Annotated in this window: 17 protein-coding genes; 11 read left to right on the top strand and 6 right to left on the bottom strand. The window is 49.0% G+C overall.

Annotated features, from left to right (window positions below):
* Positions 1–7 precede the first annotated feature (7 nt).
* Complete coding sequence (locus DFP98_RS30375; protein WP_116064395.1) at positions 8–874, bottom strand: SDR family NAD(P)-dependent oxidoreductase; 867 nt, start codon at positions 872–874, stop codon at positions 8–10.
* Positions 875–1,022: 148 nt separating this feature from the next.
* Between DFP98_RS30375 and DFP98_RS30370 the strand changes: the two genes are divergently transcribed.
* The gene (locus tag DFP98_RS30370) at positions 1,023–1,529 is read left to right on the top strand and encodes a MerR family transcriptional regulator (RefSeq protein ID WP_116064394.1); all 507 of its coding nucleotides are present in this window, start codon (positions 1,023–1,025) and stop codon (positions 1,527–1,529) included.
* A gap of 120 nt (positions 1,530–1,649) precedes the next feature.
* Here DFP98_RS30370 and DFP98_RS30365 read toward each other — a convergent pair whose 3' ends face one another.
* A complete protein-coding gene (locus DFP98_RS30365) occupies positions 1,650–2,609 on the bottom strand; it encodes an NAD(P)-dependent alcohol dehydrogenase (RefSeq protein ID WP_116064416.1) in 960 nt (319 codons plus the stop codon).
* A 77-nt stretch (positions 2,610–2,686) separates the two neighbouring features.
* Positions 2,687–3,583 carry a helix-turn-helix domain-containing protein gene (locus DFP98_RS30360; RefSeq protein ID WP_116064393.1) on the bottom strand — a complete coding sequence of 299 codons (897 nt, stop codon included), beginning with the start codon at positions 3,581–3,583 and terminating at the stop codon, positions 2,687–2,689.
* A 144-nt stretch (positions 3,584–3,727) separates the two neighbouring features.
* Here DFP98_RS30360 and rbsD point away from each other — a divergent pair, with 144 nt between their 5' ends.
* Entirely contained in the window at positions 3,728–4,129 is a 402-nt protein-coding gene (gene rbsD, locus DFP98_RS30355) for a D-ribose pyranase (protein ID WP_116064392.1), read from the top strand.
* A 22-nt stretch (positions 4,130–4,151) separates the two neighbouring features.
* On the opposite strand, the gene DFP98_RS30350 is transcribed toward rbsD, so the two are convergent.
* Positions 4,152–5,018: an AraC family transcriptional regulator gene (locus DFP98_RS30350; protein WP_116064391.1), complete on the bottom strand. Its 867-nt coding sequence runs from the start codon at positions 5,016–5,018 to the stop codon at positions 4,152–4,154.
* Positions 5,019–5,284: 266 nt separating this feature from the next.
* Here DFP98_RS30350 and DFP98_RS30345 point away from each other — a divergent pair, with 266 nt between their 5' ends.
* The 6 genes from DFP98_RS30345 to DFP98_RS30320 all read left to right on the top strand — a co-directional run bounded on the left by DFP98_RS30345 (position 5,285) and on the right by DFP98_RS30320 (position 14,658).
* Positions 5,285–6,643 (top strand): ABC transporter substrate-binding protein, encoded by a 1,359-nt coding sequence (locus tag DFP98_RS30345; protein WP_181918033.1) that lies wholly within the window; start codon positions 5,285–5,287, stop codon positions 6,641–6,643.
* Positions 6,644–6,704: 61 nt separating this feature from the next.
* A complete protein-coding gene (locus tag DFP98_RS30340; RefSeq protein ID WP_116064389.1) occupies positions 6,705–7,592 on the top strand; it encodes a carbohydrate ABC transporter permease in 888 nt (295 codons plus the stop codon).
* Between the two features lie 22 nt (positions 7,593–7,614).
* Entirely contained in the window at positions 7,615–8,451 is an 837-nt protein-coding gene (locus tag DFP98_RS30335) for a carbohydrate ABC transporter permease (protein WP_181918032.1), read from the top strand.
* A 47-nt stretch (positions 8,452–8,498) separates the two neighbouring features.
* Positions 8,499–10,622, top strand: a complete 2,124-nt coding sequence (locus DFP98_RS30330) for a DUF6259 domain-containing protein (protein WP_116064387.1) — start codon at positions 8,499–8,501, stop codon at positions 10,620–10,622.
* A 74-nt stretch (positions 10,623–10,696) separates the two neighbouring features.
* Positions 10,697–13,876: a CBM35 domain-containing protein gene (locus tag DFP98_RS30325; protein ID WP_116064386.1), complete on the top strand. Its 3,180-nt coding sequence runs from the start codon at positions 10,697–10,699 to the stop codon at positions 13,874–13,876.
* A gap of 173 nt (positions 13,877–14,049) precedes the next feature.
* Positions 14,050–14,658 (top strand): manganese efflux pump, encoded by a 609-nt coding sequence (locus tag DFP98_RS30320; RefSeq protein ID WP_116064385.1) that lies wholly within the window; start codon positions 14,050–14,052, stop codon positions 14,656–14,658.
* A gap of 58 nt (positions 14,659–14,716) precedes the next feature.
* Here DFP98_RS30320 and DFP98_RS30315 read toward each other — a convergent pair whose 3' ends face one another.
* Positions 14,717–17,035 (bottom strand): preprotein translocase subunit SecA, encoded by a 2,319-nt coding sequence (locus DFP98_RS30315; protein ID WP_116064415.1) that lies wholly within the window; start codon positions 17,033–17,035, stop codon positions 14,717–14,719.
* A 384-nt stretch (positions 17,036–17,419) separates the two neighbouring features.
* Between DFP98_RS30315 and DFP98_RS30310 the strand changes: the two genes are divergently transcribed.
* From DFP98_RS30310 to DFP98_RS30305, 3 genes are all read left to right on the top strand, one after another.
* Complete coding sequence (locus DFP98_RS30310) at positions 17,420–18,283, top strand: GNAT family N-acetyltransferase (RefSeq protein ID WP_181918031.1); 864 nt, start codon at positions 17,420–17,422, stop codon at positions 18,281–18,283.
* 95 nt (positions 18,284–18,378) lie between these two features.
* Positions 18,379–18,693 carry a hypothetical protein gene (locus DFP98_RS38755; RefSeq protein ID WP_147310300.1) on the top strand — a complete coding sequence of 105 codons (315 nt, stop codon included), beginning with the start codon at positions 18,379–18,381 and terminating at the stop codon, positions 18,691–18,693.
* Positions 18,694–18,744: 51 nt separating this feature from the next.
* A complete protein-coding gene (locus tag DFP98_RS30305; protein ID WP_116064383.1) occupies positions 18,745–19,398 on the top strand; it encodes a pentapeptide repeat-containing protein in 654 nt (217 codons plus the stop codon).
* 28 nt (positions 19,399–19,426) lie between these two features.
* Here DFP98_RS30305 and DFP98_RS30300 read toward each other — a convergent pair whose 3' ends face one another.
* A complete protein-coding gene (locus tag DFP98_RS30300; RefSeq protein ID WP_116064382.1) occupies positions 19,427–20,653 on the bottom strand; it encodes an MFS transporter in 1,227 nt (408 codons plus the stop codon).
* Positions 20,654–20,732 lie beyond the last annotated feature (79 nt).

The following is a 20,732-nucleotide window of genomic DNA, read 5'->3' as shown; positions in this document are numbered from 1 at the left end:
GGTGCCGCTAGACGACCTTAGGAGCGCTGCCAAGAAATTCGTGTTCGTAGACCTCATGAATCCTTTCCAGAACATTCACCGCTTGATCGATAAATTTTAATTGCGCAATCCGACCTTTCAGCACAAACACGCCCGTCTCATGACGATGTTCCCTGAGGGCTGCCTCATACAACAGGTTCGCGCCATGGGTTGGCGGAGAGAAAAACAGCTTCATTAGTAAGCTAACCACGATAGGAAGTCCGGATTTCTTTCCTTTTCTTAATGTGTTATTGCCACCCGGATCAACACTGCGGATTTTAATGCCCTCTTGGGCAAGCTGAGGCGCTATAGCCTGAGTCCACAACGAAAGCGCCAGCTTTGAAGCGGCATAAGGACCGAACAGTTTGCGGAAGGTTTTGGGGCGTTCCAGAATTTCGAGATTAAACTCTTTCACATGCTTCAGCGCTGAAGAGGAGGTGTTGATTACTGTCTTTAAGCTTCCGTTTTTTAAGAGTTCCTTCAATTCCATAAGAATGAGATATGGAACGACCGTCAGCAGCTCATAATGCTTCTCGCGTCCTTGCTTCGAATAGCTTAGTTCATGAAAGGCTCCGCCGGCGTTGTTAAACAAAATATCGATCCGCCGCTCCTTGCTTCTGATCTCTTCCAAAGTCCCTCTCAAGCTGTCATAATCCGTGAGATCCGCTGTTTTATAAATTCGAAGCCATCCGTTCATAACCGCTTTTTGAATTTTTGTATCCTCCTTCGGAAAGTCGGAACGGTTCAAAGCAACCACCTGCCATTCCTCCGATAGCAATTTCCGCGTTAATTCCAATCCGATCCCGGCGCTTGCCCCCGTAACCAGGGCAATATTTTTGCGTTTGTTCGCATTCATTGTGCGTTTCCTCCTAAAGTGGGGTGTTTTTCTTGATAGCGCACATTCTATAACTTGGAGTCGGCTCCAAGTCAAGGAGGAGATTTGACTTGGAGTCAGCTCCAAGAAGTATAATGAACGAACAAAGCCATTTCTGGGAGGGATCAAGATGAAGGCAGAGCTAACTTTTACGATAAAGCAAGCCGCCGATACCATCGGAATTTCCGAGGATACGATCCGTTATTACGAGAAGATCGCGCTGCTTCCCCGAGCGGACCGCAAGGCCAACGGACATCGCGTTTACCGTCAGAGGGACATCGATACGATTCGTTTAATATCCTGTATGAAAAAAACCGGGATGTCACTGGAGGAAATACGGCCATTTCTGGCGGTCTCCGCCGACGCTGATCCTGCGGAATATCCCGAATTGGTGGATAGCTTAAGGAACCACCGTGAAAATATCGTCAGCCAAATCGCCTCGCTGCAACAGGTCGTCGATTTTATCGACATGAAGCTGGAGGAGGGAAGATACCGCCGGGACTGCTCGGTTGAAAGCCGAAACGAGTACTCGGAGATCACAATGGGGGAACCGCAACTAAAGCCCGTCTCACCCGCCGAAAGGGGTTACTTTTCCGCACCGGCCAAAGCGGGCAAGTCATCGGCTTCCGCTAGATAACAGGCGAATATTAAGCCGCTCTCGATCGCGGAAACCTCGCAGGATATTCCAGCAACGATGGAGGAGCTCAAACTGATGCTTGGTACGTACTATGTTTGGTGGGGATAATTGGAGTATTTGTTAGTCGGTATGCTCGATGGTAATCGTATGCTCGATGGTAATCGCTACCCCGCCTCGTTTGCGCCCTTGTTCTACATATTCGTGCGCTTCTACAATTTGATCCATGGGGTAGATGCGATCGACAACAGGTTTAATATGCCCCGCCTCGATCAATGCTTTGATCTTCATGAGGCGCTCCGCTTTCAACTCTAATTTTCCATCATCGATGGAAATATATTTTCCGTCTGCGCGTAGCATTTGCATGCATCTCTCTTTTGTTGGCGACCGTTTGGCTTTTCCCGCCGTATCGAGCATGAAGTCGTAATGATCCGTGAGATTGCCGACATCGCTCTGGGTGTAATCGATCGCCTTGTGGGCCCCCAATGCTTTAACAAAGTCTAAGTTCCGCGTGCTGCACACTCCGGTAACTTGAGCGCCGTAATATTTGGCCAACTGGACGGCTAGAGTTCCGGCAGTCCCCGAAGCCCCGTAAATAAGAACGTGCTGTCCGCGTTGGATATTTCCTGCCTCTATACGCTGCAAAGCCAAGAGTCCGCCATATGCGGCAGCAGTTGCCTCTTCGTAACTTATATTGGCAGGCTTTAGCGACAGACACCCATGCATGGAGTCCGTTTCTTTCATGCATTTGTACTGTGCGTAAGCGCCAAGTCCAAAGCCGGTCACCCCGTAAACTTGATCTCCCGCTCGAAATCGTGTGATATCCTTGCCTACGGCTTCGATTTCCCCTGCTACCACCATACCGATAATGGATTTTCGCGGTTTGGTGAAGCCGAGGAATAGACGCATCGGAATCCGAAACCGGAGCGGCAATTGAGAGCTGCGAATATAGATGTCGCTAGCGGTTACGGCGGAAGCGCAAATTTTAATGCACACTTCGTCGCGCTTGGGGGAAGGTTTATTTACTTCCTTTAGTTGAAGCACTTCCGCCGGGCCATATTTTGTACATATAATCGCTTTCACAAGATTCATTCCCTCCGGACTATGAGTTACATCTTCTGAGAGTTAACTCGACCGATCCACGCCCGTTCCTTCTCGGCTTATGTTAAATTTGCGGGTAGCGGTGTTTCTGATGGTTTTGATGGCTGCGATTTACGGGTTTCGGTTGGTGAATGTCCGGTTACCTTCTTGAATTGTGTGCTGAAGTAATTGACGTTGACATAGCCTACCGCCTCCGCAATCTCTCCTACGCTTCGTTCTGTCGTCAGCAGTAGTCGCTTTGCTTCGCCAATCCGTCGTCGAATCAGATAATTGATGGGCGAGTCGCCGGTTTCCTCCTTGAAAATGTGCGACAAATAGTAAGGGCTGATATAGAGTCGGCTTGCGATCTCGTTCAGTGAAATGTCATGTGTGAAATGCGAATCGATATAGGCCTTGATCCGTCTCCCAAGCGAACTGTCCGTTCCCGCAGAAGAGGCTTCTTCACACTGTATGCCGATGAGGCGACGTACAGTGACAATCAGAGAAATTAGGGCATTTCGACATACTGTCTCAAAGCCGTATTCTTGCTGCTGGAGCTCCTCGAAGAGGGTACGGATATGGTTCTCGATCAGCCTTCCGCAGTCTCCGGTCGGAATGACCGGACATTGATTTGGCGCTATGAGGCAATGCGCTGGAAGAGTTTTGATCTTAAGACGCCCAATGCCGCAAAAGTAAGTAAGCAGCGGGCGTTCAGGATCGGAATGTTCTTCATGCAGCACGCCTCCGTTATAGATAAGTACGTCTCCGGCTTTCGCCTCATACGTGTGATTGCCGATAACAAAACGGCCTGCGCCGCTACTAATGTATATAATTTCGCACAATTCCTCGTGTTGATGCATGGGGAATCCCCAAGAGGGCTCCTTAGCGACAGTACCGGCGTATAGAAGCACAGGGGACATGCTAGAATCGAATAAATGAAGCTCCCGTTCCTTGAATGAAATTTGCATGATTTTCATCCTCCTCAACGAGTGGTCATCTTCGCATTCTCGATCGCAAGATATTGAATATGTTGCAGCAACTTAGCAAGATCTCTCATTCTAAAGCATCGTTGCTCACTCCTATAATGAAGGTGCAATTCACTTTGAAGGAGGACGCGGCCGATGAAGAAAACCCCATTGTTGAATCCCGATATCTCCCGAGTCATTGCATCGATGGGCCATTATCAGACGCTTGTTGTATGCGATGCAGGGTTTCCCATTCCCGAAGGAGTCGAGAGGATTGATCTGGCGCTGACACCGGGTATGGCACCCTTCCTTGACGTGCTGCGAACAGTGCTGTCGGAGCTATGTGTTGAAGAAGTTATAGTGGCGCGCGAGACGCTGGATGTCTCGCCGGATCGTTATGCCGAAATGATCGAAGCCCTGCCTGGCATAGAAGCAAAGGTCGTGCCTCATACGTCGTTTAAGGAACTGTCTCATTCTGCACGCGCGGTTATTCGCAGCGGCGAATGCATGCCGTATTCCAACATTATGCTCGTTAGCGGCGTTACCTACGGCGACTGACCATCAGCGTTTGTGCAGTGGGTTAGAAAGTAATAATGTTGCCTTTGATTTTTTTGCGATATTCTCCTGGGGTCAGGTTGGTTATCCTTCGGAACGTCATACTGAAGTGATTGGGATTGTCGTAACCGACCTGCCCTGCAATATCCGCAATCGTCTGATCCGAGGTTAGCAGCAGCTTTTTCGCCTCATCCATTCTGCGTGTAATCATGTAGTTGATTGGAGAATCGCCAATCTCATCTTTGAAAATATGCGAGATATAGTGTTGGCTGAGAAAGAACTTCTTAGAGAGATCCGCTAGACTGACATCCTTGATGAAATTTTCGTCCAGGTAATCTCGAATCATGTTCGCCGTCGTATAGGTACTGGTCAGGAAATGCAACTTGTATTTCTCCTGAATCATTCGCAGAAGAATCAGCACAAGTGAATTCAGAAAATTGTGAACAATCGATCGATATCCAATCTCCTGCTCTTTGCATTCCCGAAAGATTTCATTCATCAAATAATGGACTTGAGGCGACAAGGCATTCTTCGGGATGATCGGGTCCAAATGACCGGGTATCAGAAAGCCGGGTTCCATACCTTCAATATGAAGGTTACCTACGGCGCAATAATAGGTATTGAGCGGCTGATCCTTGGACGACATTTCCTGATGATAGATTCCTTTGTTAAAAATAACGGTATCACCCTGCCGCCCCAAATAGCGACGATTGTTGATGATAAACTCGCATTCGCCTTCAGAGATGTAGATGATTTCGCTGTAATCCTCGTGTCGGTGGGGTGGAATGTTCCAGTAAAACTCATTTTGTAGATTGCCGCTAAGTACGAGAATAGGTGGCGACATGAAGTGGAAAAAATCGGCTTTGAAGTCGTGGACGCTATGATTGGCCATCGTGTTCGCCTCCTGGCTAACTATTCCTTATTTTTGAATTATCTTAGCACACATTGTCAAAATACTGTAAGCAGGATTATTGAGTTATTAGAACAAGATTCGAGGTTACTTTATTCTATCGACCTTGTTACTATGAAAACGTACACTGCAATGATAGCGCTGTCAAACCATTGGAGAGGCAAGGCTACCGGTCGCCTGCTTCCGAAACTATGAGCCAACTATCGTATGAAGACAAGTATCAGAGACTATATGGAGGGGTACACCAAATGAAAAGTACAAAATCGTTTGCACTTTTATTGATGTTAGTTGTAGTCTCCGTTATTGCTGCCTGCGGCAGCAATAATAAAGATAAGTCCAGTTCCAATGTCGCCTCATCGTCCTCTTCGTCTTCAAGCGCGACGCAACCGTCTGGAGAGAAGCAGAAGCTAACCGTCTATGCCTACGACGATACGAATACGTTGTCCGATCCGGCTAAGGTTGAAACGTTGTTCGCGGATTTTAAGGCGGAGAACAACGCCGAGCTTCAATTCGTGACCACGAAGTCGGCCGATTTCCTGCAGAAGCTTACTGTATCGGCTACCGCCGGGGATCCAATCGATGTGATTATGACGAACGGTCAATATGTCCGTTCGCTGTATAGCAGAGGGATGCTGGCTGAATTGTCCGGTGCAATCTCTGATCCGACAAGCCGGTTCAATCAGAGTGCTCTTGACGCTTACACCTATAGCGGCAAGTTGTATGCACTCCCTTGGAACGCTGCGACGACGAGCGCAGTCTTCTATAACAAGGCAATATTCGAACAGTATGGGCTCTCTGTGCCCAAGACTTATGAGGAGCTCGTGGAAGTAACAAGCAAGCTCAAAGAGAACGGCATTCACGGAATTGCCTTCGGTGGCGCGAGCAAATTCATGTATCCAATGTGGTACTTCGAGACTCTCGCACAGACTTCGGACAACAACTCTCTGCAGCTTACCTACGAGACGCTGCAAGGGAATGCCAAATTCACGGATCCAGCTTACGTAGCAGCAATGGAGGCGCTAGCACAATTCGGCAAGGACGGGATATTCCAACCAGGTGTTAACGGAGCGGATTCCGATGCAGGTAAAGCATTGTTCGCATCGGGCAAGGCTGCGATGTTCTACGGCGGAACTTGGGAACTGGGTAATTTCGAGCAACAGCTAGGAGATAAACTTGGCGTTACGTTGTTCCCGATCATCAAGTCGGGTGTAAAGGCAGAAATGACCGGCTCCGGAGGAGACGGCATCGGGTTGTACGCCGAAGTAGCGCCTGAACGCCGGGACCTGGCCATTAAGTTTATTGAGTACATGACTTCAGATAAGGTCAATGCTCTGTACAACAGTGTGGATAGCGGTGTCGCCCTACCATCGAACAAGAACTCGGCCGTCAAGGATGACCCGCTCGTGAAGCAATTGCAGGCTGAGCACCTTCCTGTAACTGCAACGTTCCTGGACTGGTTCTGGCCACAGGAAGTCGTTCAGGAGTTTCAATTCCAAATTCAAGCCGTCGTTGGCGAGGCGAGCAGCGCCCAAGAAGCGATGGAGAAAATTCAAGATGTATTCGATGGGCTGGTTAAGAATGGTTACGACTTTAACGGAACGAAATAATGCAATTGGGGATGATGAGCTTGCTTGCGGGCTCGTCATCCCCACCGCAGGAGGCTGACTCATGTCCAAATCCGTCCGCAATACGTTGGCGGCATACCTGTTGCTACTGCCGGCGCTTGTGCTGTTCTCCGTATTTATTCTTATTCCGCTTGGCTACGAATTCATGATCTCGCTCAGCAAGTGGAACGGGTTCGGTCCTATGAGCTTTGTCGGCTTACGCAATTACACGAGGCTGTTCAGCGATCCGGAGTTTTACGCTGCTTTGAGTCATAACGTTCAATATGCCTTCGGAACGGTCCTGGTGAAGATCGTGCTGTCGTTCGTACTTGCACTGTTGCTTCACGGCGCATTCCGCGGAGTAACCCTGTTCCGAACCATCATGTTCATACCGGTCGTTCTATCGTTCGTCGTCGTCGGTATTCTCTGGCAGTGGATTTTTAATCCCAACTTCGGGCTTATGAATGTCATGTTAGGGTGGCTCGGTCTGAATGAAGAGATGAATCCGATTCAGTGGCTCGGATCGCCTCATTATGCATTAATCGCTCTTATGATGGTCGATGTGTGGAAATGGACAGGCTATCACGCCATTATTTTTCTCGCCGGTCTGCAAGGCATTCCGAAGGATATTTACGAAGCGGCATCGGTGGACGGGGCAGCCCGCTGGCGGAGCCTGTGGCATGTAACGGTTCCGCTCATGCGTCCGACGCTGCTGCTTAATGTGACGATTGCCGCGATGGGCGCGTTTAATGTATTCGATATCGTCTATACAATGACGCAGGGCGGGCCATACAAGAGTACATCGGTGCTGCTCACGATGATGTATGACAAGGCATTCGGCTCATCGAGCGATTATGGCTACGGGACTTCCATCGCCTTTGCCTTGTTCGTCATTATCGTCATTATTAGCGCGATTCATATCCGAATCGTTAATCGCTCCGAACGGGCCTAGCAGACAAGGAGGCATACATTCAATGGCAAGCGTCGCACGCGGGACAGCGGTCCTTCGCATACTGTTGCTCTCGCTCTATTCGATTACAGTGCTTTATCCCTTGTTGTGGATGATTCGTCTGTCACTTGGGGATTTGCAGGGTATGTATGCTTCTCCATGGCGTATTATCCCCGATCAGTGGAATTGGGATAACTTCCAGTCCGCTTGGAAAGTCGGACAGATCGGTACGGCGTTATACAATACGTTGTTTATTACTTTTATCAGCTTGCTGCTGATCGTTGCTTTTTGCTATTTGGCTTCCTATGCGCTGGCGCGAATGAGGTTTGCAGGACGCGGCTTTCTCATGATGTTGTTCGTCTCCACGATGCTGCTTCCGCTGCAAATTATACTCATTCCGCTCTATCGCATCGATGTATTGTTCGGCATTAATAACAGTCATCTTGGCCTCATCTTGCCTTATATTGCGGCAGGATTGCCGATCAGTATCTTTCTAATGACCGCATTTCTGAGGACAATCCCGTTCGAACTAGAGGAGAGCGCAGCTATTGATGGTTGCAGTCGACTGCGTCTGATTGTGTCCATTCTGTTTCCTCTGTCACGACCGGGCCTTGCTACGGTGGTCATCTTCCAGTTCATGAACATCTGGAACGAATTCCCGCTAGCGCTGACGGTATTGAACAATCCTGACTTGCGGACGGTAACGCTTGCTTTGACGAGCTTCAAAGGTCAGTGGGGGCTAATGGACTTTAACAAACTATTCGCGGCGTTGACCATTACGACGATGCCGCTTGTGCTTATGTTTATCCTATTTCAACGCCAATTCATTAGCGGTTTGACTTCCGGAGCCCTTAAAGGGTGATGCAACCGAGGTATAGTCAAAGGAACGGAAGGAGTAACGATTGTACGATGATTTTTCTTGAAAATAACGAAATAGAATTGTTCTTCGATTCAGGTACGGGAGCATTGACCGGCCTTCGTAACAAATTGACGGGATGGCAGGTTATTCGTCAGCCCAAGCTGGCAGGAGGTCTTCGGATGCTCGTGCCCATTGAACGCCACCGTAACAACCGAGTGCTGCCTGAGAAGCAAGCTTTGACGAGTGCGGAACGTATAGATGGCAACGCACTTCGATTGACGTGGGAGGGCCTTATGGGCGACAAGTCAGGGATACTTGATATTGATGCAGAGCTGACGATTCGACTCGCAGGAGATGCTGTCTCCTTTGATCTGATGTTGCGTAACGGATCTCCATATCGGATTGAGGAGGTATGGATGCCCTATCTTGGCGGCTTGAGAGAACCGCGTGGAGGAAATCCACTCCGTTCTTTGTCGGTTACGATGGTCGGTGGCTTCAAGGAGGTAGAGCTTGGGCCTAACATGACGAATCAGATCGGATATTGGGGCTCGGATTATCCTGGCTTCCTGACGACATCGCCGGATAACGGATCTATTTTGCCGTTCGTCCTGCTACAGGCGGAGAGTGAAGGGATCTATATAGGCCAGCATAGCAATCATCCTAGTGTGGTCAGCTTCCTGCATGAGTTTAAACCAGGGTATGCGGACAGTCTGCATAATCGGATAGCGGATAGCGATGAGATTGGCGGCAAGCCTGCCGGCTTTACGGTCAGCGCCATTCGCTTGCCGTTCGTGGAAGCAGGAGAAACGGTAACGTTGCCGCCCATGGTCTTGCGGATGTACGCCGGATCATGGCACGAAGGCATTCAGACTTATGCGAGTTGGCGTTCGAGTGATGCAGAGCAATATCTACGACCGTCATGGGTGAGCGGCATCGATGCATGGATGACGCTGCATGTGGACTCGCCAGAGGGCTGCGATCGTTATACATTAGACGATATCATTACCGTGGCACGGGAAGCGAAGGTAAATGGAGTCGGGGTATTGCAGCTGATCGGCTGGACACGCGGAGGACAGGATGGCGATGAGCCGTATCAGGACGTCAATCCGCTACTAGGATCACATGAACAATTTCGGGAGATGATCAGGGTTATTGAGCAGGATGTCGGTATTCGCGTACTGCTCATGTGCAAATTTAAGTGGGCCGATCGCACGACATTGGGGTTCCGCGAAGAATTGCAGCCTCTGACGATGAAGGATATGTATGGGGACGATGTCTATTTCCAAGGCTACGCCTACCAGACGGTTGTTCAACAACTTAACGGTGCTGGCCGCCGCACAGGTGCGATGCTCTGCCATTCGTCCGCTTCGCTTCGGGATATCGCCAAGAGAGAATTTGCCAAAATATTGGAGCTGGGCTCTAGCGGGATGCTATATGACGAGTTAACGAGCGACGATCGTCTACTCTGCTTCAGCGGAGCGCACGGACACCGTTACGGTGCATGCAATTCCGCCGGTTCGGTGGAGCTTGCCCGTGAATTCCGCGCGATGGCGATAGAAGCCAATCCTCAATATCTTATGGCGGGAGAAGGGCCGAACGACTATCTGACTCCTTTTTATGGCGTCAACTACGTGAGAACGAATGACGGCTGGTCGGGCTGGGAGAAGAGCCACACGCCGGCATGGAAGTTCATGGATCCGGATATGATGATGGCAACCTGTTTGACTGGTTGGGACGACAGGGAGATGGTGCATCAGTGCATCGCTTATGGGTATGTACTAAACTACGAGCCGTACAACTTTAAGGGGCGGCTATCCGATATTCCTGACACGGTTGCGTATGGTCAGGCAGCTAACGAATTACGGCGCTCGCTTCGAGAGTATTTATGGGAAGGAATCTTCCGCGATACGATCGGTTTACAGATCGAGCGTTTGCAGGGCGAGGGTGAGCTGCTCTCAACGGTATTCGTCCATCGAGGCAACGGCAAACGTGCCATTGTGCTGGGCAATCAAAGCAAGGAGTACCTGCGTGTGCGAGTAGGCCTAGACGCAGTCAACGATGGTGAACCGTGTCGGACATTCGACCGGTATATGTTGCAGCAGGCAGGCGGAGCAGAATCGAACGGAGTGGAGACGCTATCCCCACGGACATTTATGGTCTTGGTGGAGCGGTAGATATCCTGACTGCTGCCCGATTATCGGGAAGGCGGCCAATTTAGCATTTATTTGATTCAGGGAGGGTTTATCCTATGTTGAACATCAATGAAAGTGTTCACCCCGTCCGGTCACTTAAGCGGTTATGCAAGCTAGCATTGGTTGTCGTTCTTACGATTTCGTTATGGCCTGTCTCACCGGACAAGTCGGCTGCCCAGCAGCAGGAACAACCTATCACGATGGTAGCCTATGGAGACGTTCATTACTATGATTCGCAAGCCGGCTTAAGAAGTATGGGGGATACATGGAGCGCGACTGTAACTGCTGACGGCACTGTGCTTGGACAGCATGACGACGGCATCGGGATATGGGACGGCGATTATGGTATGCGTAGCTTCCTTAACTCTCGCATGTTCCGTCTGCAAGGCGTACCGGAGGATCCGTCGGCTTTTCGCGGAAGCGATTACGTGGACGGCGAGCTCACAGTAGATAATCCGGCTGACGGCTACCATTCTTCTCCTTATGAAGTTGACGGCGTTCTCTATATTTGGAGCTTCGCTCCGCCCAACGGCATAGTGGCCTTCCACAATCCGGTGCTCCGCAAATCAACGGACGGCGGTTTGACGTGGACGACCAGCGCGAATTCTGCCGCTTTACTCGGCACGAAGTTCGGCTGGCCTAGCTTCTATCAATATGGTCCCGGCGGTATCGCTCCATCGCCGGCAGTGGACGGTTCCGATGAATATGTCTACATGCTGTCGCCATCTGGCGGAGATGACTCCGCCACGATAGTCAATCCCTACCACATTTATTACCGCGACCATTACTACTTAATGAGGGTGAAGCGAACGGATCTGCCATCGCTTGACGCAACGAAGTTTGAATTTTACAAGGGCGGGATCGGCGGGGATGGTTCTCTTGCCTTGAATTGGTCTGCCAACGTCGACGATGTAACTCCGATATATACCGACGTTGGAAAGCTGGCTTTTGGCTGGCCTGTCTATAATGCGGCATTACAGCGTTATGTCATGACGAGCATGATGTCGTGGGATCAGACGCCTTCTCCTTTCTGGGTGCTTGAAGCGCCGCATCCGTGGGGACCATGGACAAAGGTGTATGATCATCAGTTTACGAAGGTCACGACAGCCGGGTTGACGCATTTTGCAGTCACTCAAGCGTATCAGCGCAACAATGGGCAGAAGATGTGGGCGTTCGCATCGGGCGATGCCATGACGCAGCCAAGCACGTACGAGTTTCATTATATGCCGATTTATCTTACTCAATCGCCCAAAACAACGATTGAGGCTGAGAATGCGACGGCACTTGGCGGTGTCATGACCGCTTCGATAAAATCCGGCTATACCGGCGGAGGTTACCGCACCGGATTTACGAATGTGGGGGATGGCGTTACATTCCAATTGAATGCCGTTCAATCGGGTTATCACATTATAAGCTTCAAATATGCCAACACGAATTCGAGCGAAGGGCAAATTAGCGTTTATGTGAACGGTGTCAAGCAGACGCGTGCTCCGGTAACGAGTACTGAGCAGTTCTGGGGGTCATGGACCGAGGATGCCCGAGTCTATTATCTCAATGAGGGGAATAATAGCTTCACGCTAAAGCTTGACTCTGGAGACGCAAGTCCGGAATTGATGGTTGACCATGCCGCATTCGCGTTCCTGCAGACGGATAATCCCGATTTGGAAGGGGCTGTCTATCAAAGCGAGGCGGCGACTCTTGGAGGAGGCGCGATATCCGGGAGCACGGATCTGATTAATTATCGCGGATCGGGCTATGCTCGACTGCAAGCAACCGGTTCCTCTACAACCTTTAATATTCACGTACCAGAAACAGGGGAGTACAAGCTATATACGCGTTATACTTATGGCAACGGTCAGCACTCGACCCTAAGCAATGTGGCGTTGAAGGTCGATGGGACTAAGCTGAAAAATATATCCTTCGGCACAACGTATTATCGAAAACTGGAGACGGAAGTCGAGACTATTTCGTTAAGTGCGGGAACACATACGATAGCTTTCCAGGCGGAGAGCGACAGTGGCCAACCGCTCTATCTCGACTATATTCAGTTGGTTAGCTCGGGCGATCTGCCTGCTGCTCCTGAAGCATGGACGCCGGTCGATGACAGCGCAACGGGGCGAGTGTCTTACTCGGGCAACTGGCTGAATAATACGAACGATGGGTATTGGAGGCAAAATTTTCACTTCTCCACGGTTGCGGGCAGTTATGCGGAATTTAAGTTTAATGGAACGGGCGTGCAATGGATCGGCTCTACCAATAATGACCATGGTAAGGCGGATGTTTATATAGACGGTGTCTACGATCGTACCGTCGATACCTATACGTCTTCGTGGCACAAGCAGCAGGTTCTGTATTCCCGTACGGGACTAAGCAGAGGGACGCATACGATTCGTGTCCAGGTGCGAAGCGATAAGAATGCATCCTCATCCGATTATTATACGGACATTGATGCCTTTAAGTATGCTTCCTTAGGCAGCTATCCGCGTGAAGACGATCGTTCTGCAAGTGCCTCTTACTCTGCAGGATGGATTTCGAACCGGTCTTCAGGCTATGAGCAGAATACGGTGCATTACTCCAATATAGCGGGTTCTTCTATGGAGTACGAATTTACTGGATCAGGTATTGAGTGGATCGGCTCTATGAATAACGATCACGGCAAAGCAGACGTTTATATGGATGGCTTATGGAAAAAAACGGTCGATACCTATTCGCCGACATGGAAGAAGCAGCAGGTTCTATTCGCCATAGGAGGACTTTCCTATGGCACACATACGCTCCGGATTGAGGTTCGAAGCGATAAGAATGCTTCTTCTTCTGACTATTTCAGCGATGTGGATTCCTTTGTACGCATTCCTTACACGAGCAAGGATGACAGTGCAACAGAGATCGTTTATACCGGATCGTGGGTTTCGAATACTTCTGCTGGGTATATGAATGAGAGCGTCCACTATACGAATGCACCGGGTGACAAGGCGGAATTTACCTTCCAAGGAACGGGTGTGCAGTGGATTGGCGGGACCAATGTTGACCATGGCATCACGGACGTCTACATTGACGGCACGCTTGTACGGACGGTGGACACGTATTCGAGCACATGGAGCAGGCAACAGATTCTGTTCGAGATTAAAGGGCTTACTCCAGGCTCGCATACGCTGGAGCTACGTTTACGAAGCGACAAGCACGCTTCATCGACGGACTATTACATGGATGTCGATGCTTTCGTCGTGTATCCATAACGAATTATTGATGTGGCAATTGGATCCAAACCCCTCATCTTGATATTAAGGTGGGGGTTTGGTTTTTTTGAGGATTCGAGTACGACTTGTTAACCCCAGGACTCTCCTGTATCATCTAGGCGAATTCATGCATAGGTTAATTTAACCGTTATAAATGCATTGGGGGCAAAGAAATGCACTGGTTTTCTATTGTCATTATCGGAATTGCTGCAAATATAGACAATTTAGGAATAGGCGTAACATTTGGAGCCCGTTCAATTAAAGTACCACTGCTTTCTAATATTCTCATTACTTTGTTATCCATGGCTGCTACGTATCTGGCAATGTCCGCAGGATTGTTTTTATCTCACTTTGTCTCTCCGTTTTGGGGTAACTTAACCGGAGGTATTGTTATCATACTCCTTGGCATTTGGGGGATTCGCTCTGCCGTAGTATCAGGCAAAAACTTGGTTGGTAATGCTGAATTTATTGACAACAATAATGCACCTGATTGTTTGGCTGACAAAACCGATAAAAATAATGACCGCGTTATATCATGGGCCGAATCGATTTCACTAGGCTTTGCACTCGCTATCAATTGCATTGCAAGTAGTTTAGGTGCTGGTGCCAGCGGGGTTCCTCCATTACTAACTGCAATTTCGGTTGGCCTTTTTTCCCTATTATCTGTTGACATTGGCATTCGACTGGGGAGTAGGGTTGCGAAATCATGGATTGGAAAGTACTCCAATTTTCTAGGATGTATCTTGTTAATTATTATTGGGTGTTATGAAATCATCGTGTAACACTCACGATTATACGGCCTAATTGCAAACAACTATTTAACAGCCTGCCTTTCACAACCTATCGCCAACGATGCGTTCTAAAAAGCCAGTCGAGGACAGGTTTGGCGGCAGGTTTGAGGACAAGCGTTATAGCACCGATAAAGTCGGGACCTATGGCAACGGGGGATAAAAGGGCCTTTTGCGAATACTGATCGTTAATGATATACGTCCATGTCGAGGAAGGGCTTTTCAATCCTAATCGCTCCCACTCGGTGGGATCGTTGGAATTGCCGAGCTTTGCCAGCATTCCCGAAGCTTCTTCCTCTATTTTCGCCGGAATTTGTTCGAACGCCTGGATAATCCGTTTATGGAACTCGTCGATCGGGTTGAGGTTCGCAAGGCCTTCCAAATGAATGCCTTCGCGAATATACGAAACATAAGCGAGCTGCTCAGCCCAAAACTTGTCGATATAAAACAATCTGACGCGCTGCTCCGAGGGGCTCATTGGCGTTTCACCGGTCAGAATAGCGAGGCGATCTTTGGACAGTATGCGCCTCTGCTCCTCCACCATATCCGAATAGTAGTTAAGCTCCTTGCGGATGTGAAAGTTTTGGCCCATGATTACATGCTGGATGTGGCCGATTTTGCTGCGCAACAGGGCTTCATCGAGAGGCTCGTCCTGCTTAAGATTCCGGAAGGAGGAGGGGATCGCTTTGTCGATGCCGAAGCGCAAAATCAAATCATCCTCCAAGCTTACGAAAAATATGGAAGCTCCCGGGTCGCCTTGACGGCCGGAACGCCCGCGCAACTGGTTGTCTATTCGAGTGCTTTCATTCGCTAGCGTACCTATCACATACAGACCGCCAAGCTTCGCGACAACTTCCGCCTGCTTCGCGTCTCCGCCGCCAAGTCGGATATCCACGCCGCGCCCGGCCATATTTGTGGACACCGTTACGGCGCCGATCTCTCCCGCTCTGGCAATGATGTCGGCTTCTTCCGAATCGTTCTTCGCGTTAAGCACATGGCCATTCACACCGATTTGGCGAAGGCGCTCCGCCAAAATACCCGACTCTTCGACGCTCGACGTGCCGATCAGAATCGGCCTTCCGGTCGCATGGACGGACGCGATTTCGGCGACCAGAGCCTTCAGCTTCGCTTCCTTGTGGGTATAGATTTTGTGAGGGTGATCGATTCGGATACAGGGTCGATTGGGCGGGATTTGAACCACTTGCAGCGAATAAATATTCTCGAACTCAATCGCCGAAGCCTGGGCGGTAGCCGTCATTCCGCTGATTGTGGGATATATACTCAGCAAATGCTGAAGCGTGATCGTGCCGAGTATTTGACCTCCGGCTTGCGAGCTAAGCCCTTCCTTCGCTTCCAGCGCGGCTTGCAGTCCATCTGGCAAATGCCGGTTTTCCGCCACGCGTCCGGTATATTCGTCGATTAGCTCGATTTTGCCGTCTCGTACGATATAATCGATATCCCGTTTCAATAAAGTTTCTGCGTGAAGAGCGCAATTGAGGGACGTTAACAAATGACTGTTATGGCTTTCGTACAGATTACCGCAATTAAATAGAGACTCTACCTTTTCAGAGCCCGCTTCGGTTAAATAGACGTTGCGTTTAAACTCATCGAAAACGAAATGCTCTTCGGGATGCAATTGCTTAGCCGCATCGGCGAACCTTGTGCCGTCGTGTTCAGTTGTCGCAGCCTCGCCCGCGATGACGAGCGGAACGCGCGCCTCGTCAAGCAGCAGCGAATCCGCTTCGTCGACGATCACATAATGAAAAGCCCGCTGGACGGTGTCGTCCACGGTCATCGCAATTGAGTCGCGCAAATAATCAAAGCCCGCCTCTTTGGCCGTCACGTAGGTAATGTCCGCCGCATAAGCTTGCTTTTTCTCGGCAAAGCTCATGCCCGCTTGAACCGCGACAGCAGATAGACCGAGAAAGCGATAAATCGGTCCCATCCACTCCGCGTCCCTGTTCGCCAAATAATCGTTAAACGTCAGAACGTGCACGCCTTTGCCTGTTAGCGCGTTTAAGTATGCAGGCATAACGGCCGCAAGCGTCTTCCCTTCGCCTGTCTGCAACTCAACCAAATTCCCTTCGTGAAGGGCAATAGCCGCCATGATTTGAACCTCATACGGCCGCATGCCAAGCGTGCGATGTGCCGCCTCGCACACTAATGCATAGGCATCGGTCAGCAGCTTGTCGAGCGGCGCGCCAGCCCTGGCCTCGCCTTGAAGCCGCGCGGATTCGGCTTTTAGCCGATCGTCGTTCCACGCTCGCAAATCCCGTTTATTCACCGCTCCTGCTTTGTCCCGATAACCCTTCAGCTTGTGAAGCGCGACGCGTTCTTTTACCTTTTGCTCCAGTCTGGCGGTAATGTTCATGCGCATCTGATCCTCCCCTAGTTACCGATAAATATTGATAGGTATACGATTGTTGCGTAGGGAAGTTTCATGATTTCTTTTGGACAGTCGAGGCAATTATGATATATTACAAGGATAAGTAGTTGAAAGGGTGACCAAAGCCGATGATAAACTAATCCTATCTTTTATGAAAATTCGTTCAATCGATTTTCTTGAATAGGATTGGTGTGGGCTTTTTTATATTGGCAAGGTGAGCATTGCTTTTTGATAAAGCTATGTGTCTCTTTGTTCGCACACACATGCCTCCTATCCCCGACGTCGGAAGGTGGCTTTTTGTGTATACAAGGCCACGGCATCCAACTAGAAGTGTTAACGATTATTTTGTTTCAGAATAGGAGCATGCTTATGTCTAAATACAAAATAGAACAGGCTGACAAAGACTTGTTTGCAGTGTATCAAGTACTATATTCATGCGCTGACATCGAAATGTGGTATGACTGGAACTCCCGACTTAATGATACTAAATTTACTGATCAATGTTTTTGGATCCTATACAATGATAGTAGAATTGGCGGGGCAATTATCGACAACGGAACGGTTATGTATCCATTTTTGATATCGCCATTTGTAGACAGAACTATGTTTTGGAGAGTATTGTTTAGCTGTTGTCTTGATGTCGTACAAATTAGAGGCGTTCTATCAGAAGACGTAAGTATTTTACTTTCTTTCGGATATCGGTTGGATGTTACCCGACAGATAATGTGCTGTCCGACTGATCCGAGCATAACAGCGGTGCTGCCGAACGGTTACTCTCTCCATAACTTAAATGGATCTGTTGATAGTAGAAACCTTGCCGGTACTATTATGAATGGATATAACGGAGGAATCGACTTTGAAATTTTCGGCACTCCGGGTGAAGAGGACGTTATTAAAGACGTTGAACGTCTGATGCAGATTTATTCCCGAAATAATCTTTCTATTTATGTGTTTGATGAAAATGAGCAAAAGATTGCAGGGCTCTGTATTGCTGGTATTAGTGAAAACATACCTTTGGGATTTGCTGAAATAGGTGAAATCTGTGTGTTACCTGACTACAGGAATAAACGACTTGGTGAATTTATGTTGAAGCATGTAAGGGCAAATGCTCATAAGTATACACCAGTCGTTAAGCTTTGCGTTACCGTTGGCAATTACGCAGAGAAGCTATATAGAAAAGTAGGTTTTCACCCAGGACCCAGATTTGCGAATATGAGTAAAAGAATGAGATGAGAGCGATTGGATTAGTCTCAGCGAGACTTTGTGCACACAACGGGAGACGAGTAAAAGCGGAGTGTGGTTGTTGTGGATGCGGATTGAAGGGCTTAATGAAAGTCCTATTAGCTAATCCGGTTTTGACAGCCAATCCCCATCCGAACGACTCCCTTTGCGATAGTTCGGCGCGAATCGAATGTGCACCCTTCCGCCACTTAATCGCCACGCTTGCAAAATCCGGACGAATTCGCCCGTCATGGTGTGGCGGATTCCAGAGCCAATCGGCGGCTAACCGGGTAGCGAAGCTTGAGGAAGACCAGGTAATCGAGGGCTACACCGTTCGTTTGAACTATAAAAAGAAGGGCTATGCCGTGCATTCTTTTATTACGATTTTAACGCGAAGCTTCGATTTCGTTAGCGAGGTTTAGGATATCCGGTGCCGCCAAGGATGGTACTTTTAAGAATGGGAGGTTTACGAATTGAACAAAAAGCAATGGGTTTCCAGGTGGGAGCCGGAGCAGATCGCTGCCGTGAACAAAGCATTGGCTTCTATAACAGGGAAGCAAAATTTACATAAAAAAGACCGTGCTTTCCCTCCATCTCCTTTCGGCCAGACCGCTTCCGGGCTAGAGGATTTTCGAGGGGTCGTTCTAACCGAGCCTATGCAGTATCTCACTATACAGAACCTCGATCTATCCTACGCGATTTTCGAACCGAGCGGCGGCCTGATCTACTCTACTTTTACGAATTGCCGTTTCGATGGGGTCAAACTGGATGGCAGATTTCTTACGAAGATATTCGAACGTTGTTCGTTTCATAAAGCCATTCTCAAGAACGCTGCGTTTGGCGAGCGCTTTGAGGATTGCGATTTTACCGGCAGCAACTTAAGCCAGACCAAAGGAAGGGACGTATCGTTTATCCGTTGCCGCTTCTCGGACGTTAGCTTTCGCGGCGCTCATCTCATGTATTGCCAATTCGAGGAATGTCTTTTTGCAGGAGCAAAAATGAATGATGGGTCTTTAGCAGGCAGCAAGTTTCTAGGAGAGGCGCAGCATCTTCCCGATTGGGGAACGATGATCACGGAACACGTCAAGGTTAATGGAACAGCCCTTGCTGTTGATCACGATGATTAGGCGTTCCCCCGAGGGTGAATAGTTTGTATTATGCTGAAGACTGTTCCCTGCCACTTTTGCTTCGGAATATCGGAATCATCATGAGGAATCCTGCAAAAAAGCAGCATCCGGCGAGTTCATATACAATGGTAAGGGAAAGCCTATTTTTCAACAAGCCTGCAATACTCATCATAAGAAGCATCGCTCCGGTCATAAGCGGGGTACGAATTCCCATTACTCGACCTAAATAATTCTGGTGAGTATGCTGCAAGACCAAGGCGCTATTCCCAACAAAAATGGCCGGCTGTAAAAGGGCAATTATGAATTGGGCCGTCATGGTAAGCCAGATCTCGGTAGACAGCCCTGCTAGGATGATCCCGAAGCCGTCGATAAGCAAGCCGATCATGAGAAAACGATGCGGCGCGATCTTCGTCGCTAAAGCAAAAGTGACGATTCCTCCGACAATTTCGCCCACCCCATACGGTATACTGATCCATTGCAGAGCCTCTGCGGGCAAGTCTAGCTTTTCCGTAACGAGGAAGACGCCAAGTGGGGATATTAATCCGACGCCGAGTCCAACCAACGTGAAACATAAGGTAAGCTGCAGGATGAACTTATTTGCAAAGACAAATCGAATACCGTCCGCCATTTCGCTCAGTAACGTAGTTGCGATAGTGTCGTGATATTTGGAAGGCTTAGGATCGGACGGGACGAAGATGAGGGCAATGGCGGATAGCATAAAGCAAGCTCCAGTCGTTAATATTGAAACTTCAATCCCGAATTGTTGGTACGCCAACGTTCCCAGAATCGGACCAAGTACCATAAAGACCGATGTTATCGTTTGCAATAAAGACATGCAGGATTGCGCGTCTTCGTCACGCACATGATTCTTAAAAAGCTTCATGCCGGAAGGCTGTGCGAACTGCGATAATATAGAGGAGCATAAGGTTGCGAAAAATATGACCTGCCACGTTCCGGTCTCCAACACCGCAAAAACAAAGATTACGGATAATGAACTGAATACCTCGCACCACACCATCGTCTTTTTGGGACGCCATCGATCCGCGAACACGCCGCCAATGAAAGAGAAGATGAATATTGGCGCATATTCCGCAACGGAAATCATAGAAACGGCAAATGAATCTCCGCCTGTTACCTCCATCACATACAAGAGAATAGCAAAATTACGAACCCATATCCCCATCTGAGAAAACAAGGTTGAAAGCATAACCGCTCGAACAAAACGATTTTGGAGCAGCCGAAAGGATTCTGACATGGTTGTGTTCCTCCCTTATCATTATTCGAATGTCATCTTAATGGCTGCTGTAAGGGGAGGGTCAATGCCCTTTTTCGGA

This window comes from Cohnella phaseoli, assembly GCF_003386235.1.
In the GTDB taxonomy this organism is placed as follows: Bacteria; Bacillota; Bacilli; order Paenibacillales; family Paenibacillaceae; genus Cohnella; species Cohnella phaseoli.
Note: the sequence above shows the minus strand (reverse complement) of the source record. Positions and strands in the feature narration are given on the sequence as shown.